The following is a 16,354-nucleotide window of genomic DNA, read 5'->3' as shown; positions in this document are numbered from 1 at the left end:
GGGTTGCTGGCGATGCTAGGGGATCTGGTCGACGGCGGCGCGACGGTCCATGCGCGCGGCCACTGCCGCAGCCGTGTCGCGGGCGACGTCCTTGGCCCGCAGGCCGAGGTCGGCGATGAGCTGGGACCTGCTCGCGTGGCCGAGGAACCTGGTCGGGATGCCGTGCGTACGCACGTCGACGGCCACCTCCCGATCGGCCAGGGCGTCCCGGATCGCAGCCCCCACGCCGCCCTGCACGACTCCGTCCTCGATGGTGACGACAAGGTCGTGCCGGGCGGCGGCGTCGAGGATCTGCTCCGGCACCGGCAGTGCCCACCGGGGGTCGACGACGGTGCTGCCGATCCCCTGCCGACCGAGCCGCGTCCCGACCTCGACGGCCGTGGCAGCGAACGGGCCGATGCCCACCACGAGGACCCGGGCGTCGCCGTCGCCGGCGGTCCGGGCGAGGACGTCGACGACGCCGTCCCGACCGATCGCCGGGATCGGGTCACCGACCGCGCCCTTGGGGTAACGGACCACGGTCGGGGCGTCCCGGACGGCGACGGCCTCGCGCAGTGCCTCCCGCATCGTCGCCTCGTCGCGCGGCGCCGCCAGCCGCAACCCGGGGACGATCCTGGCCATCGCCATGTCCCACATCCCGTTGTGGCTGGCACCGTCATCGCCGGTGAGCCCGGCCCGGTCCAGCGCGATGGTGACCCCGGCCCGGTGCAGGCCGACGTCCATGAGCAACTGGTCGAAGGCCCGGTTCAGGAACGTCGCGTAGAGGCAGACCACAGGGTGCAGGCCCGCGAACGCCATCCCGGCCGCGGAGGTGAGCGCGTGCTCCTCGGCGATCCCGACGTCGAAGACGCGGTCCGCGAACTCCTTCTGCATCCCGCCGAGCCCGACCGGTACCGGCATCGCGGCCGTGATCGCGACGACGTCCGACCGGGCCCTGGCGATGCCCACGATCTCGTCGGCGAAGACCGACGTCCAGTCGGCACCGGCGGCGGCGACCGGCAGCCCGGTCTCGGGGTGGATCACCTTGACGGCATGGAAGTGGTCGACGGCGTCGTGCTCGGCGGGCGTGTAGCCGTGACCCTTCTCGGTGATCGCGTGCAGGATGACCGGCCCGCCGAAGCCCTTGGCGTTACGGAGCGCGGACTCGAGGGCATCCAGGTCGTGGCCGTCGATCGGACCGACGTACTTGATCCCCAGGCCCTCGAACAGACCCTGGGGGCGCAGCACGTCCTTCAGGCCCTCCTTCAGCCCGTGCAGGGCGTCGTAGGTCATCCGGCCGGGCAGGCCACCGCTGCGCAGGGTGTTCTTGCCCCAGTTCAGCACCCGCTCGTAGTTGCGGTCGGTACGCATCGCGTCGAGGTACCGGGCCAGTCCGCCGACCGTGGGCGAGTAGGACCAGCCGTTGTCGTTGACCACCACGACGAGCCGCCGGTCGTCACTGCCGGCCACGCTGTTCAGGGCCTCCCACGCCAGTCCCCCGGTGAGGGCGCCGTCACCGATGACGGCCACGGCGTGCCGGTCCGTGCGTCCGAGCACCTGGTTCGCACGCGCGATCCCGTCGGCCCAGGAGATCGCCGTGGACGCGTGGGAGTTCTCGACGACGTCGTGGTCGGACTCGGCGCGGCTCGGGTACCCGCTCAGCCCGCCACGCGAGCGCAGCCCGGTGAAGTCGGTGCGCCCGGTCAGGATCTTGTGCACGTAGGACTGGTGCCCCGTGTCGAAGACGATGCTGTCCTTCGGGGACGAGAACACCCGGTGCACGGCCATGGTCAGCTCTACGACGCCGAGGTTGGGGCCGAGATGCCCGCCGGTCCGCGAGACCTCCTCGACGAGGAACGTGCGGATCTCCGCCGCCAGGGCCCGCATCCGCTTCGGGGACAGGCCGCGCAGGTCGCCCGGTCCGCTCACCTTCTCGAGCTCACCCAATGCGGATCCTCCCACCCGTGCCGACGGTGCCGTCGGCCGACACTGCCGTCGCGGGCACCATGCTACGACCGTTCGTGCCCTCAGGCGGTCCGGTACCGGGCCTGATGGCCCGACGGCGTCGCTCCCGCCAGCAGGTACTCCTCGCCGCGTCGTTCAGCCTCGATGGCCAGGGCACGGTGCTCATCGAGCTCGATCAGGAACGCGTCGGCGTGTTCTGCGAGCATCGCGATCCGGGCCTCGTCCCGCCCGACCCAGCGGAAGTCCCGGCGGTAGCTGTGGCGGTTCTCGACGACGAACAGCACGCGCTCACAACCGGTCACGTGCAACTGCCACTGCAACTGATCCCGGTAGACGCCCGCGGCCTCGTCGAGGTCGGCGACGGCGGTCTTGATCTCACAGATCGAATGCTCGCCGACGCCGTCCGGCGTGGCCAGGTGACGCGGGTTCTCGCCCGCACACAGGTGTGAGTTCGGATCGATGCCGAACCGCTGCTGCACCCAGGCCGCGATCACCGGCTCGCGCACGATCCCGTGCTCGAACTGGGGCAACCGGGGTCCCTCCCAGCCGCTCAGCTTGGCGGCCAGCAGCCGCTTGCGCTGCTTGCTGACCTGTCCGCGGGAGGTGACCAGTCGGCGCGCATCGGTTGCGGTGACGCCCCAGAGCCGGGCCCGCAGCCAGGCGACGCGTTGCCGGGAGGTGACCGGTTCGCCGCCCGGGCCCTGCACGTAGCGATACCGGTTCTGCTCCACCCGCTAGAGATTACGCGACCACGCCCCGAGCCCGGTGCAGGCTCGCGGGCCGTACCGCGACCGGCGTGGGCACCGGAGCCGGACGGTGAACCTCACGTCCCGCCGGGGCCCGCCACCCGGAGTCCGGCCGGGCCTTCCACCCGGAACCCGGCCGGGGCCCGCACCTCGACCCCGCCGCGGGCGTCGACGGACACGGCCAGTTCCTCGGTACCCAGCCGCAGGCCTGACACCGACAGCGGGCCGGACCCCGCGGGACGCAACCGAACGACGCCGTTCGGGACGTCCGCCGTCAGACCGAGGCGCGCTTGCAGGATCGCCACCGCAGCCGTCGCGGCCCATGCCTGCGGACGGCACGAGGCCGGATACGGCACCGGCCGGCTCACGTCGGCGGCGGCGTCACCGGCGAACAGTTCGGGCAGCCGGAAGTCGAACGCGGGCGCGGCCCGCACGAGCCCGTCCCCGAGCCGGGCGGCGACCTCGCCGAACCCGGCCCGGGCAAGCCCTTGGACCGCGATCGCCGTGTCATGCGGCCAGACCGCACCGCCGTGGTAACTCAGCGGCCAGTACCCGCCGGAGCCCACGGCCAGGGTGCGCAACCCGTACCCGGAGTCGAGGGCCGCGCCACCGACCCGGTCCACGATGGCCCGTTCCTCGTCCGCGTTCAGCAGACCCGTGCCGAGCAGGTGCGCCATGTTCGAGGCCACCGAGTCCACCGGGCGCTTACGCGCATCGAGGGCGATCGCAGGGTACGGGCCGCGTGCGTCCGATACCCAGTACGTCTCCCGGAACCTCGTGGCAAGCTCCCCCGCCCAGTCGCGCCAGCGGTCCGATTCCGGGCGCCCGAACGCGGCCAACAGGTCGGCTCCGGCGATCGCGGCCTCATGCGCATAGCCCTGGACCTCCACCAGGGCGATGGCCGGAGTGGCGAGGCCACCGTCGCTCCACCGCACCGAGTCGCCCGAGTCCTTCCAGCCCTGGTTCGCCAGACCCCGACCGTCGGAGTCGTATTCGAGGAAGCCATCGCCGTCGGCGTCCCCGTACCGGACCATCCAGTCCAGGGCGCGCTCGGCGGCTGGGAGCAGCGCGGCCACCTCGGCCTCGGGCAGGCCCCAGCGCCACGCGTCCGCGAGCAGGCACACCCACAGCGGGGTGGCGTCGATGCTTCCGTAGTAGAGCGGCGGCAGCATCGCACGGCCGGCTCCGATCGGGGCGCGGCGGACCTCGTGCAGGATCTTGCCCGGCTCCTCGCCGGTGTCGCGATCGACCACACGTCCCTGGAAGGCCGCCAGGGTGCGCAGCGTGCCGCCGGCCAGCTCGGTCCCCAACGGCAGCATCATCCGTGCCGCCCAGATCGAGTCCCGCCCGAACAAGGTGAAGAACCACGGCGCCCCGGCGGCGAGGAAGACCTCGTCCGGTGCCTGCGCGCTCGACATCAGCAGACCCGCCACGTCGTCCAGGCTCCGGTTCAGCAGTTCCGGCAGGCGCCGGTCCCACGCATCCACGGTCGGCGTGGACCACGGCAGCCGACTCCGCACCGGGTCGCCGGTCCCGCTGGGGACGGTGCGCGCGGCCCGTACGACGCCCGTCGCGTCCTCGCACTCGAGGTCCCACCCGAGCTCGGCGGGCAGCCCGGGCTCGGCGGCGACGGTCCAGACCAGGGTGGGAGCGGCCGGATCATCGAGATCGATCAGTGCCCCGGGGGCCCGCACCCGGATGCCGATCCCACCGGCAGCGGCGCCGGCACCGGCCCACCTCAAGCCGGTCACGGTGCCGGTCGGGACCATCGGGTCCCCGGCCGCACCCCGCTTGACGAGGTCCATGGCGAGCAGATCCGCGGCCAGGCGGACCCGGACGGTCGCCCGGACCGCCCCGGCCGCAGCCGACGAGACGGTCAACCGTTCCCGCATCCGGCCCGGGGTGACGGTGCGCTCGAGGTCGATCCGCGTCGTCGGATCCGCGCCGGGCCCATCCAGCCCGCGAGCCAGCCCCACGACCCTGACGGTGCCGACCCCCGCACCGGCGGTCGCGATCACCTCCGGTTCCACGCCGTCGATCGTCAGACGAGCCTCGCTGAGCACCCGGACGTCCGCGTGGAACACCCCGTGCAGCTCCGGCCGCCCGGCTCGGATCTGACCGTCGGCACCCGACCACGCCTGCGTCGGCGCCGCCAGGACAACCAACTGTTCATGCAGGAGCGGTTGCCGGATCATGACCCCGCCTTCCATGCTTGACAGTCACCATGGACCCGGACCACTCTAGGGCAGTTGTTTGAACGATCCAATTCGATGGGGACGGTTTTGCTTCATTATTGACCCGGATTGGATCACGATTCTGCGGGGAGGCGGTCAATGCGATCCCGACGACGAGTCACCCTGGAATCGGTGGCCGCGCACGCCAAGGTGTCCCGTCAGACGGTCTCGAACGCGATCAACGCCCCCGACGTCGTCAAGCCGGAGACCCTCACCCGAGTGCTCGAGTCGATCGCGGAACTCGGCTACCAGCCCTCCCGGGCGGCACGGCAGCTTCGGACCCGGCGCTCCCAGATTCTCGGCTATGCCCTCGGGCCCGGCACCTACAGCGTGTACGGCACCATCGGCGACCGCTTCGTGCACGCCCTGGCCCAGGCCGCCCAGGAACGTGGCTACCGGATCATGCTCTTCGCGGCCTCCAGCGACGACGAGGAGATCGTCCAGTTCGACGAACTGCTCTCCGGCGCGGACCTCGACGGCTTCGTCCTCACGAACACCCACCAGGCCGATCCCCGCACCACCTGGCTCACCGAGCGCGACGTCCCGTTCGTTACCTTCGGTCGCCCGTGGGACGCCGACCACGGTACCCACCCGTGGGTGGACGTGGACGGTGCCGCCGGTACGGCAGCGGCGACCCGGCACCTGCACGGGCTGGGACACACCCGGATCGCGTACCTCGGCTGGCCCCACGGCTCCGGCGTCGGCGACGACCGACGTACGGGATGGTCGTCGACGATGACCGAGCTCGGCCTGAGCGCCGACGAGCGGTGGCAGGAGACGACGGACAACGCCACCGAACACGCCGAGGTGGCCGCCGCGAGACTCCTACGGCGGGTTGCCCCGAGCGCGGTGGTATGCGTCAGCGACACGGTCGGGCTGGGGGTCGTGCAGGCCGCCGAGTCGCAGGGGCGCCGCGTGGCCGTGACCGGGTTCGACGACTCCGCGGTCTCCTACGTGGCCGGGATGACCACGATCGCCCAGCCGATCGCAGAGTCCGCGCGCCGCGCCCTCGCCCTGGTGCTGCGCCAGATCGGCGTCGAGTCCGGCGGGTCCGCCGCACGCCACGAACTCCTCCCTCCGACGCTGGTCGTACGGGGCACGAGCATCCGGCCGGACCCGTTGTCCGGCACGGTCGGGTCCTGATCGCCGGCGCGCGGAGCGCCGCCGAGGCCGCGAAAGCCGTGCCAAGTCACGCCGGGAGCGGTTGGATGAAGACCTGGCGCCCGTCACCCACCGGAGAGTTGCTCATGCACCAGCACGTGCCGCCCGGTCGACGTGACGCTCGGGCCCGCCCGCGAAGGGCCGGCCTGACGGGTGCGGCCGCCATGATCGCCCTCGGCCTAGCGGCCTGCTCGGGCGGCACGGGGTTCACCGACGAGACCCCGAGTGGTGCGGACGACGGCATCGACGACGGCAGGGTGACCGTGCTGATCGGTTCCAGCGGGGCCGCCGAGACGGAAGCGGTGGAGGCGGCGGTCGCGGCCTGGTCCGCCGAATCGGGTACCCCGGCGGAGGTCCTCGTCGCGGCGGACCTGACCCAACAGCTGAGCCAGGGCTTCGCGGCCGCCGATCCGCCGGACGTCTTCTATCTCAGCACCGACCAGTTCGCCGGGTATGCCGACAACGGTTCGCTCCACCCGTACCTGGATGAGCTCCCCGAGGCCGATGGGTTCTACAACAGCCTGCTCCGCTCGTTCACCTATGCGGGTACCACCTACTGCGCCCCGAAGGACTTCTCGACGCTCGCCCTGGTCATCAACACCGACTACTGGGACGCCGCCGGCCTCACGGACGCCGATCTGCCGACCACCTGGGCGCAGCTGCGCGAAGTGGCCACGACCCTGACCACCGATGAGCACGTGGGCCTCAGCTTCGCGCCGGAGTGGCAACGGATCGGGGCGTTCATGGCCGAGGCGGGTGGCACCCTCACGTCCAGGGACAACGCGGCAGCCACGGTCGACTCCGCGGAGAACCTCGAGGCCCTGACGTACGTCCGGGACCTGCTCGCCTCCGGAGTGGCGGCCTTTCCATCCAGCCTGAACACCGGCTGGGGTGGCGAGGCGCTCGGCAGTGGTAGCGCCGCGATGGTGATCGAAGGCAACTGGATCATCGGTGCCATGACCGCCGACTTCCCGGACGTGCGCTACCGGGTCGTCGAACTGCCACAGGGACCGGGCGGCCAGGGCACCCTGCAGTTCACGAACTGCTGGGGCATCGCGGCCGGCACGGACACCGAGGCCGCCGTAGACCTGGTCACCGCTCTGGTCTCGCCCGAACAGCAGCTGGCCTTCGCGGACGCGTACGGGGTGATGCCGTCGGTGTCCACCGCCGGGGAGCAGTGGGCCGCCGCACACCCCGACCAGGCCGCCTTCCTCGCCGGCGCCGACTACGCGCAGGGCTTCCCGTCCGCGCCAGGTGCCTCGGCCGTGCTCGCCGACTTCAACGCACAGCTCGAGGGCCTGCCGGACGCCGATCCGGCGGCGATGCTCGCGTCGGTCCAGGTGGACCTGCAAGCCGTGCTCGGGGGGTGAGGCGTCGGGTGTCCCAGCAGGCCGGCAGGCGGTCGGTGACCCGGCAGGGCGTGGCGGGCTGGGTGTTCCTGGCACCCGCGCTGGTGATCGTCGGCCTGTTCCTCGTGGTGCCGATCGCGATGGCGTTCTGGGTCAGCATCTCCGACTGGCGTGGCGTCGGAAACCCGATGACCGGGGCCGCACGGTTCGTCGGCGCGACGAACTACGCGGAGTTGTTGGGCGGGGACGGACTCGCCACGAAGGACTTCGGCCGGGCGATGCGCAACAACGTGTACTACGTCCTCGCCGTGGTCCCGCTGCAGACGATCCTCGCGCTGACGCTTGCGGTCCTCGTGCACCGGCGGGTGGTCGCCGGACGCGGCTTCTTCCGGAGCGCGTTCTACTTCCCGTCGGTCACGTCGTCGGTGGCCATCACGGTGGTGTTCCTGTTCCTGTTCTCCGCGACCGGAGCGATGAACCGGCTGCTCGCCGTCTTCGGTGTCGAGGGTCCGAACTGGTTCGCCGACCCCCGCGGCGTGGTCCACCTGTTCCTCGGCGCGATCGGGGTCCGAGCGCCGTACGAGAGTGGTCCGCTGCTGCTCGGACTGTCCTGGTGGAACTGGATCTCGGGTCCGAGCGTGGCGATGTGCGTGTTCATCGTGCTCGCCGTGTTCACCACGTCCGGGACGTTCATGCTGCTGTTCCTCGCTGCCCTGCAGCATCTGCCCGGCGAGGTCGAGGAGGCCGCGGTCGTCGACGGTGCCACGCCCTGGCAGCGGCTCCGCCGGATCACCGTGCCGATGCTGCGCCCCACGCTGTTCACGGTGGTCACGCTCGGCCTGATCGGGACCTGGCAGATGTTCGATCAGGTGTACACGGGCACCGGTGGCACGCCGGGCAAGACCACCCTGACCCCGGCGTACCTGTCCTACCAGGTCTCGTTCGAGCAGCAGCAGTGGGGCCGCGGCGCCGCGATCGCGTTCCTGCTGTTCGCGATCATCGTGGCGTGCACGCTCGTGGGCCGCCGACTGCTCGGCGAGCGGGAGGACCCACGATGACCGCCGCCGTAGCCACGGCCCGCCGGCCTGCCGTGCGCCGCGACCGCGGTCCCGCCTGGCTGCGCCGGTCCCGGTCCGGCACCGTGGTCGCGCTGACGGTGCTCGTGGTCCTCGCGATCGCCTACCTGTACCCGTTCGCGATCAGCCTGGCGACATCGTTGAAGTCCGATGCCGAGGCCGCCACGGACCCGCTGTCCCTGATCCCGGCCACGCCGTCGACGGCCGCCTACACCGAGCTCCTGCGCAACTCCGACTTCCCGCTCTGGGTGCGCAACTCGGTCATCGTCACGCTCGCGGTGACGACGGGCCGGGTGCTGTTCGACTCGATGGCAGGCTATGCCCTCGCCCGCCTGCGGTTCCCAGGCCGCAGCCTCGTGTTCGCAGCCCTGGTCGCCATCATGGCCGTGCCGGGCGTGGTGCTGCTGATCCCGCGCTTCCTGGTCATCAACACGTTCGGGATCTACAACAGCTTCGCGGCCCTGATCCTGCCGCTGCTCGCGGACGCGGCCGGCATCTTCATCATGCGGAGCTTCTTCATGTCCGTGCCCCTCGGGGTCGAGGAGGCCGCCCGGATCGACGGCGCTGGCCCGTTCCGGGTGTTCTGGTCCGTGGTGCTGCCGGTGGCCCGCCCGGCCCTGATCACGATCGTCGTGCTGAGCTTCCAGGGCTCCTGGAACGAGCTGTCCCACTTCATCGTCGCCTCGGACCGGCCCGAGCTGCAGACACTCACGAAGGGCGTCGCCCAGCTGACCGCGGGGGCCCTCAGTCAGGGCACCCAGTACCCGCTGAAACTGGCCGCCGCGGTGATCATGTCGATCCCGGTGGCGGTGTTGTTCATCGTGTTCCAGCGCCGCATCACCTCGACCCACGACGGTGCCATCAAGGGTTAGGGCGCTTCCCGCGAGCCGTCGAGGTGCTCACTGAGGGCACGCATGGTGTCGTCGAAGGCGGACTCCAGATCGACGTCGTAGGTGTCGGCGAGGACGATGACCGACCACAGGCAGTCCGCCAACTCATGCGCCAGCGCAGCATCGAGGTCGTCGCGCGGACGCACACCCGCCTTGCCCTGGACGAGTTTGGCGAGGTCGCCGACATCGCCGAGGAAGCCGAGCATGGTCTCTTCGGGGGTCCAGGAGCGTCCGTACCGCGCACTCTCCAGCTCGGTGTACTTCGCGCGCACCGCTCGGGCCTTGGCCTGCATCTCGATGAACTGCATACCCCATGGTGGCCCACCGGAGGGGTCCTAGCCCCAGCGGGACGCCAACGCCTCACGGACCTTGCGGCGCTCCACCTTGCCGAGCATCGAGCGGGGCACCTCGTCCACGGCGACGATCCGCTTCGGCACCTTGTACGGGGTCAGGTGCTCACGGCAGTGGGCGCGCAGCGCCTGCTCGTCCAGGTGGGCACCCTCGGCAAGGACCACGGCGGCGACGACCTGCTCTCCGCCGTCGGCCCGCTTGTGGCCCACCACGGCGGCCTCGGCGACGTCGGGGTGGGCCACCAGCACCTCCTCCACCTCGGACGGCGACACGTTGAAGCCGCCGGTGATGATGATCTCCTTGCGGCGGTCCACGACCGTGGTGAAGTGGTCGGCGTCCACGGTGACGATGTCCCCGGTGCGCAGCCACCCGCCGTCGAGCAACGTCTGCGCGGTGGCGTCGGGGTCACCGAAGTACCCGGAGAACACCTGCGGCCCGCGGATGAGCAGCTCGCCGGGCTCGCCCTGCGGCACGTCCACCTCGGGCTGCTCGGGGTCTACCACGCGCATGTCGGTGCTCGGGAACGGCACCCCGATGGTGCCGTTGCGCCGGGTCGGTGCGAACGGGTTGCCGAGCGCTACCGGTGAAGCCTCGGTGAGGCCGTACCCCTCCACCAGCAGCCCTCCGGCGACCGACTCCCAGAGTTCGACGACGTGGCCGGGCAGCACCATGGCGCCGGAGATCGCGAACCGGATCGTGGAGAGGTCCACACCGCGTGCCTTGCCCTCCTCCGCGACCTTCTGGTAGATCGGCGGCACTGCGCACAGGACGGTGGGCGGCGACTTCCGCACCGCACCGAGGAGCAGGTCCACGTCGAACTTCGGAAACAGCACCAGCTTGGAGCCGGTGAGCACCGAGAACGTCAGGTAGAGGGTGAGGCCGAACGCGTGGAACATGGGCAGCACGCCGTAGATGGTTTCCGCGCCGGGCACCGCCCCGTGCATCCACGCCTGCCCCTGCAGCGCGTTCGAGCGCAGGTTGTAGTGGCTGAGCATGGCGCCCTTCGGCCGTCCCGTGGTGCCGCTCGTGTACTGCAGCACGGCCAGGTCGCGCACGTCCGGGAACGGATGGTCGACGGCGAGGGCCGGGCCCGCGAGCAGGTCGCCCCAGGTGCCGGTCGCCCCGGTCGCGGGGCCGCTGAGCGCGGCCCGGCCGGCCCTGGCGGCCGGGACCGGCAGCGAGAGGGCGAGGCGCTTGAGGCGCGGCATCGCGGCGATCAGGCTCACCGAGAGCAGGTGCCGCACGCCGGTGGCCGCCGAGAACGACGCGATCCGGGGCACCACGGAGTCCCACGCGATCACCACCTCGGCCCGGTGGTCGTCGAACTGGTGCTGCAGCTCCTCGGCTGTGTACAGCGGGTTGTGGCTCACAACCACGGCACCCAGGCGCAGTGCCGCATAGAACGCGACCAGGTACTGCGGGCAGTTCGGGAGCACCAGCGCCACCCGGTCCCCCGGCCCGACACCGAGCCGGCGCAGTCCCTCCGCCGCCCGCGCGACCTGGTCCCCCAGCTCGGCGTAGGTGGTGCGGGCACCGAAGAACTCCATCGCCACCTTCGTGGAGAACCGCTGCACCGAGTCGTCGAGCATCCGGGGAAGGGATTCGGTGGGGAGATCGATCGTGGCCGGGACCCCCTCCTGATAGTTCTTGACCCAGGGCCGGATCGGATCGCTCATGGTCCCGACCCTAGTCGTCCCCGGACGCGGCCGCCCGGATAGGCTGGCGGTCATGCGCTTCCTGCCCGGCCACACGATCACCCACGACCTGACCTACGGCGACGTGTTCCTCGCGCCGTCCTACTCCGACGTCGCGTCCCGGTTCGACGTGGACCTGGCCAGCTCCGACGGCACCGGCACCACGATCCCCGTGGTGGTGGCGAACATGACCGCGATCAGCGGCCGCCGGATGGCCGAGACCGTGGCGCGCCGCGGCGGCCTGGCGATCCTGCCCCAGGACGTGCCCCTGGACGAGGTCAGCCGCACGATCGCCTCCGTGAAGGCCCGGCACACGGTCCTCGAGACGCCGGTGACCGTGGGTCGCACGGACACGGTGCACACGATCCTGACGCTCATCGACAAGCGCTCCCACGGCGCCGCCGTGGTCGTCTCCGACGGTCGGCCGATCGGCGTGGTCACCCGCCGCGACTGTCAGGGCGTCGACCAGTTCGCCCAGGCGCACGAGGTGATGACGCCGGACCCGACGGTGCTGGACCTACGCGTCCTCGAGGGCCCGGACGCCCTGCGCACCGCGTTCGAGACCCAGTACGCCGCCCGGCGCCGGTTCTCCCCCGTTGTCGACGCCGAGGGCGTCCTGGTCGGTGTGCTGACCCGTACCGGGGCCCTGCGCTCATCGATCTACACGCCCGCCGTCGACGCCGCGGGCCGGATGCGCGTCGGCGCCGCGATCGGGGTGAACGGGGACGTCGCCGCGCACGCCACGGGGCTGCTCGAGGCCGGCGCGGACGTGCTCGTGGTCGACACCGCACACGGCCACCAGTCGAAGATGATCGAGGCGCTGCGCGCCGTCCGTTCGCTCGACCCGCAGGTTCCGGTCGTGGCCGGCAACGTCGTCACGCCCGACGGCGTCAGCGACCTCGTCGAGGCCGGTGCCGACATCGTCAAGGTCGGGGTCGGCCCGGGCGCGATGTGCACCACGCGGATGATGACGGCCGTCGGCCGCCCGCAGTTCTCGGCGGTGCTCGAGTGCGCGGCGCGCGCCAAGGAACTGGGCGCCCACGTCTGGGCCGACGGCGGGGTCCGTTACCCCCGGGACGTCGCCCTCGCTCTCGCCGCCGGGGCGTCGCAGGTGATGATCGGGTCCTGGTTCGCCGGCACCCACGAGTCCACCGGCGACCTGCACACCGACGCCGACGGACGCACGTACAAGGAGAGCTTCGGGATGGCCTCGGCCCGCGCGGTCGCCGCCCGCACGTCCAGTACGTCCACCCCGTTCGAGCGGGCCCGCAAGGCGCTCTACGAGGAGGGGATCTCGTCCTCGCGGATGTACCTGGACCCTGATCGTCCCGGCGTGGAGGACCTGCTCGACCACATCACCTCCGGTCTGCGCAGCTCATGCACGTACGCGGGGGCGCGCTCGGTGGCGGAGTTCGCGGACAAGGCGCTGGTCGGTCTGCAGTCGACGGTCGGTTACGACGAGGGTCGCCCGCTGCCCGCGGGCTGGTGAGCCACCAACCTGCGAGCGATCCGGGTGTCACGGCCGGGCGTCATGGTCCTTCGCCCGGGTCCACCACCTGTCCCATGAACACCGGCAGAGCGGTGGGCAGGTGCACGATCCGGTAGGCGAACTGGCGGTCCGCGCGGAACACCACCGCGGGCGACGTCTCCTGTGCGCTGGTCGGGCCGACGGCGACCGAGGTGACGGCCGCGGCCACGGTGCCGGCGGAGTCCACGGTGATCGTGGCCTCGTGTGCCGCCGCCGAGACGTACAGATCCGGCGCGATGCCGCTCAGGTCCGAGGTCACGCCGAGGGTCTCCGACAGCCCCGCCTCCCGCAGCATCGACTTCAGGTCGAGGCTGGTGGTGTGCTCCCAGGTGGGCAGCGTGAGCTCCACCGGTACGGGGCCGGCCGACCCGGCATCGAGGCCGGCCGCGATCACTGGCCACCCGGCCGGGTCCCACCGGCCCTCGGGGGCGAGCACCACGTCCATGGCGAAGTCCGCGGTGTACGGGATCCGCACCGCAGCGGTGCCGTGCGGCGTGATGAAGTACGCCAGGTCACGGGTCTCCTCGAGGAACTGCGCCGTCGCCGTCGTGCCGTCGGGCCGGTGGAACTGCCCCGGCGACGTCCCGCCGCTGAACGGCTGCTGCCAGGCCGCGGCAAGGTAGACCGTGTTGAGCAGCGCGAGCCGGGTGCTCCGGTCGAACGGCACCGGCGCCGCGTCGATCAGTCCTCCGGTGTGCTCGGCGACCCAGTCCTCGACGACGGCGCGCCCGCCCGCGCGGCCGGCCGCGGTGAAGTCCACCTGGACCGCGTTCGCGCCGTAGTGGGTGGCGAGGGCGTCCAGGAACGGCTGCTGCACGGCGAACCCATCCTGCAGGAACACCTGATCGGCCACGTGCAGCACCGGCACGTCCGGGACCTCGCCGGCGGGCACCTCGCCCGGGTCGCCGTCGTGGAGTTCGAGCTGGCGGAGCAGGGCGTTCATCGCCTCCCCGCGCTGTTCGGCGGGAAAGCCCAGCACGGCGTCCAGCTCGGCCGCGGTGGTGGTGGCGGCTCCCTCCCGCAGCATTCCGAACGCGACCAGGATCGAGATCGGGGACACGACGAGGTTCTCGTCTCGGGTCGCGTCCATGAGCCGCGCGCCGAGCCCCGAGGTCGCGGCGACGGTGGCGGCGGCCGCGGCCGGCACGTCGGTCACGGCCACGGCAGCCCGTGGTGAACGCGACTGAAGGATCTCCACGCCCGGCGTGGTCCCGTTCGGGCTGGTGCAGCCGGCCAGGACCAACGCCATGATGCCCAGCCCTGCCACGCTCGCCCGTGCCCCCATCGACCGTCGTCCACCCGTCCCCATCGACCCGCGTCCCATGGCCGTGCAGCCTACCGGGGGTGCGCATTGCCCCGATGGTGAAGGATGGGTCCATGACCGAGACCGACACCCGCACTCGTGCGCCGTTCGGCGCATGGCCCTCCCCACTCGGAGTCACCGAGCTCACCGCGGGGACGGTCCGGCTCGCCGAGGTCGCCCTCGACGGCGACGCGACCTACTGGATCGAGGGGCGGCCGAGCGAGGGCGGGCGGCAGGCGCTCGTGCGGCACGAGGCCGGGGGCGCCGTCACCGACGTCGTCGACGCGACGTTCGACGTGCGCACCCGCGCCCACGAGTACGGCGGGGCGTCCTACGCGGTGACGCCCACCGGGGTGGTGCTGTCCCGCCGCGAGGACGACCTGCTGTACCGGGTCGACCGCGATGGCGATGGCTCCTTCGCCCGCCCGGTCCCACTGGTGCCGGCGGACGGCCGCCGGTACGCCGATCTCGAGGTCGACGCCGAGCGCGGGGTCGTCTACGCCGTCGCCGAGGACCACGGCGCTCCCGGCGGCCAGCGGACCGACCCGCGGGCAACCCTTGTCTCCGTCCCGCTCGACGGCAGCGGCGTCGCCGACCCGGCCGCCATCGCGGTGCTGGTGGACGGCCCCGACTTCGTCACCTCGCCGCGGCTTTCGGCGGACGGTGCGCTGCTGGCCTGGATCTCCTGGGACCACCCGAGCATGCCCTGGGACTCGACCACGCTGCACGTGGCCTCCGTTGCCGACGGTGGTAGCCGGCTCCTGCACGAGCGCTCGCTCGCCGGCGGTCCCGGCGTGAGCGCGGCCGAGCCGCAGTGGACCCCGACCGGTGACCTCATCCACGTCGACGACCGCACCGGCTGGTGGAACCTGTACCGCACCGAGTTCGTCGAGGGTGAGGCCCGCACCCGGCACCTGCACCCGGCCGAGGCGGACTTCTCGCTGCCGCAGTGGGGCTTCGGGCCGCGCACCCACGACATCCTCGACGAAGCGCACCTGGTCGTGTCCTGGTCCAGCGGCGGGCATCGGTTCCTCGGCGCGATGCTGACTGCGAACGGCCAGCTGGAGCGCTGGGACGGCGACTGGGAGCCGTGGGGTCCGGTGCGTGCGCACGGCGACCGGGTGGTCTTCATCGGCGAGTCGGCGACGCAGCCGGGTGCGATCGTCGAGCTCGACCTCGTCGGCGGGCACGTCAACGTGCTGAGGTCCTCCTCCGAGCTGCACCTGGACCCGGCCGACGTGTCCAGGCCGGAGGCGGTCCGGTGGCGCTCCGAGGTCGGCATCGCGCACGGCTTCTTCTATCCGCCCACGTCCGCCCGCGCAGCCGGACCGGCCGGGGAGCTGCCACCGTTGCTGGTGTTCAGCCACGGCGGACCCACCGGGGCCACCTCCCCAGGATTCCGGCCGAGCGTGCAGTTCTGGACCACGCGGGGCTTCGCCGTCCTGGACGTGAACTACAGCGGCAGCACCGGGTACGGCCGCGCCTACCGGGACCGCTTGCGGGGCGCCTGGGGCGTCGCGGACGTGCGGGACTGCGCCGCCGGGGCCCGGTGGCTGGCGGATACCGGCCGGGTCGACGGCGCCCGCCTGGCGATCCGGGGCGGCAGCGCCGGCGGGTTCACGACCCTCGCGGCGCTGACGTTCACCGACACGTTCACGGCCGGCGCGAGCCTGTACGGCATCGGCGACCTCGAGGCCCTGGCCCGGGACACCCACAAGTTCGAGTGTCTCTACCTCGACTCGCTGATCGGGCCGTACCCGCAGCAGCGGGACCGGTACCTGGCCCGCTCCCCGATCCACCACACCGACCGGCTCAGCGCCCCGATGATCCTGCTCCAGGGCACCGATGACCGGGTGGTCCCCCCGAACCAGGCCGAGTCGATGGCCAAGGCCGTGGCGGACAAGGGCCTGCACGTGGAGCTGGTCATGTTCGACGGCGAGGGCCACGGCTTCCGTCGCGCCGAGAACATCCAGGCCGCCGCGACCGCGGAACTGGCCTTCTACGGCCGGGCCTTCGGCTTCACCCCGGCCTGACCCGACCCGACCCGCGGGTGGGTCGGCCGGCTCGGTCTCCCGCCC

The 16,354-nt window shown here is 72.0% G+C and carries 12 protein-coding genes; 6 read left to right on the top strand and 6 right to left on the bottom strand.

Annotation, left to right across the window (positions count from 1 at the left end):
- Positions 1 to 15: 15 nt before the first annotated feature.
- The 3 genes from dxs to HALOF300_RS25715 form a co-directional block, all read right to left on the bottom strand.
- Positions 16 to 1,926 carry a 1-deoxy-D-xylulose-5-phosphate synthase gene (dxs, locus tag HALOF300_RS25725; protein ID WP_156743740.1) on the bottom strand — a complete coding sequence of 637 codons (1,911 nt, stop codon included), beginning with the start codon at positions 1,924 to 1,926 and terminating at the stop codon, positions 16 to 18.
- An 80-nt stretch (positions 1,927 to 2,006) separates the two neighbouring features.
- Positions 2,007 to 2,675 carry a YqaJ viral recombinase family protein gene (locus HALOF300_RS25720; protein ID WP_156743739.1) on the bottom strand — a complete coding sequence of 223 codons (669 nt, stop codon included), beginning with the start codon at positions 2,673 to 2,675 and terminating at the stop codon, positions 2,007 to 2,009.
- Between the two features lie 92 nt (positions 2,676 to 2,767).
- Positions 2,768 to 4,885 (bottom strand): glycogen debranching N-terminal domain-containing protein, encoded by a 2,118-nt coding sequence (locus HALOF300_RS25715; RefSeq protein ID WP_231955783.1) that lies wholly within the window; start codon positions 4,883 to 4,885, stop codon positions 2,768 to 2,770.
- A gap of 171 nt (positions 4,886 to 5,056) precedes the next feature.
- Here HALOF300_RS25715 and HALOF300_RS25710 point away from each other — a divergent pair, with 171 nt between their 5' ends.
- The 4 genes from HALOF300_RS25710 (at position 5,057) to HALOF300_RS25695 (ending at position 9,382) form a co-directional block, all read left to right on the top strand.
- Positions 5,057 to 6,067 (top strand): LacI family DNA-binding transcriptional regulator, encoded by a 1,011-nt coding sequence (locus HALOF300_RS25710; RefSeq protein ID WP_231955782.1) that lies wholly within the window; start codon positions 5,057 to 5,059, stop codon positions 6,065 to 6,067.
- Between the two features lie 65 nt (positions 6,068 to 6,132).
- A complete protein-coding gene (locus HALOF300_RS25705; protein WP_231955781.1) occupies positions 6,133 to 7,455 on the top strand; it encodes a sugar ABC transporter substrate-binding protein in 1,323 nt (440 codons plus the stop codon).
- A gap of 8 nt (positions 7,456 to 7,463) precedes the next feature.
- Positions 7,464 to 8,492, top strand: a complete 1,029-nt coding sequence (locus tag HALOF300_RS25700; protein ID WP_231955780.1) for a carbohydrate ABC transporter permease — start codon at positions 7,464 to 7,466, stop codon at positions 8,490 to 8,492.
- A complete protein-coding gene (locus tag HALOF300_RS25695) occupies positions 8,489 to 9,382 on the top strand; it encodes a carbohydrate ABC transporter permease (RefSeq protein WP_156743736.1) in 894 nt (297 codons plus the stop codon). Before HALOF300_RS25700 ends, HALOF300_RS25695 begins: the two co-directional genes overlap by 4 nt.
- Here the strand turns inward: HALOF300_RS25695 and HALOF300_RS25690 are convergent.
- Entirely contained in the window at positions 9,379 to 9,708 is a 330-nt protein-coding gene (locus HALOF300_RS25690) for a MazG nucleotide pyrophosphohydrolase domain-containing protein (RefSeq protein ID WP_231955779.1), read from the bottom strand. The genes HALOF300_RS25695 and HALOF300_RS25690 overlap by 4 nt on opposite strands.
- A 27-nt stretch (positions 9,709 to 9,735) precedes the next feature.
- On the bottom strand, positions 9,736 to 11,427 hold the full coding sequence (locus HALOF300_RS25685) for a long-chain-fatty-acid--CoA ligase (protein WP_156743735.1): 1,692 nt from the start codon (positions 11,425 to 11,427) through the stop codon (positions 9,736 to 9,738).
- A gap of 52 nt (positions 11,428 to 11,479) precedes the next feature.
- Here HALOF300_RS25685 and HALOF300_RS25680 point away from each other — a divergent pair, with 52 nt between their 5' ends.
- The gene (locus tag HALOF300_RS25680) at positions 11,480 to 12,934 is read left to right on the top strand and encodes a GuaB1 family IMP dehydrogenase-related protein (protein ID WP_156743734.1); all 1,455 of its coding nucleotides are present in this window, start codon (positions 11,480 to 11,482) and stop codon (positions 12,932 to 12,934) included.
- A gap of 40 nt (positions 12,935 to 12,974) precedes the next feature.
- Here the strand turns inward: HALOF300_RS25680 and HALOF300_RS25675 are convergent, their stop codons facing one another.
- Positions 12,975 to 14,258: a serpin family protein gene (locus tag HALOF300_RS25675; RefSeq protein WP_197522850.1), complete on the bottom strand. Its 1,284-nt coding sequence runs from the start codon at positions 14,256 to 14,258 to the stop codon at positions 12,975 to 12,977.
- Between the two features lie 92 nt (positions 14,259 to 14,350).
- Between HALOF300_RS25675 and HALOF300_RS25670 the strand changes: the two genes are divergently transcribed.
- On the top strand, positions 14,351 to 16,309 hold the full coding sequence (locus tag HALOF300_RS25670) for an alpha/beta hydrolase family protein (protein WP_156743732.1): 1,959 nt from the start codon (positions 14,351 to 14,353) through the stop codon (positions 16,307 to 16,309).
- Positions 16,310 to 16,354: the final 45 nt, after the last annotated feature.

Source organism: Occultella aeris, assembly GCF_902703175.1.
Classification (GTDB): Bacteria; Actinomycetota; Actinomycetes; order Actinomycetales; family Beutenbergiaceae; genus Occultella; species Occultella aeris.
This window is presented reverse-complemented; position numbering and strand designations above follow the sequence as displayed.

What these genes read in the sequence shown, in the direction of transcription:
- HALOF300_RS25715 (WP_231955783.1), bottom strand. Translation starts at nt 4,885, where the DNA reads ATGATCCGGCAACCGCTCCTGCATGAACAGTTGGTTGTCCTGGCGGCG.
- HALOF300_RS25705 (WP_231955781.1), top strand. Translation starts at nt 6,133, where the DNA reads ATGAAGACCTGGCGCCCGTCACCCACCGGAGAGTTGCTCATGCACCAG.
- HALOF300_RS25695 (WP_156743736.1), top strand. Translation starts at nt 8,489, where the DNA reads ATGACCGCCGCCGTAGCCACGGCCCGCCGGCCTGCCGTGCGCCGCGAC.
- HALOF300_RS25690 (WP_231955779.1), bottom strand. Translation starts at nt 9,708, where the DNA reads ATGCAGTTCATCGAGATGCAGGCCAAGGCCCGAGCGGTGCGCGCGAAG.
- HALOF300_RS25685 (WP_156743735.1), bottom strand. Translation starts at nt 11,427, where the DNA reads ATGAGCGATCCGATCCGGCCCTGGGTCAAGAACTATCAGGAGGGGGTC.
- HALOF300_RS25680 (WP_156743734.1), top strand. Translation starts at nt 11,480, where the DNA reads ATGCGCTTCCTGCCCGGCCACACGATCACCCACGACCTGACCTACGGC.
- HALOF300_RS25675 (WP_197522850.1), bottom strand. Translation starts at nt 14,258, where the DNA reads ATGGGGGCACGGGCGAGCGTGGCAGGGCTGGGCATCATGGCGTTGGTC.
- HALOF300_RS25670 (WP_156743732.1), top strand. Translation starts at nt 14,351, where the DNA reads ATGACCGAGACCGACACCCGCACTCGTGCGCCGTTCGGCGCATGGCCC.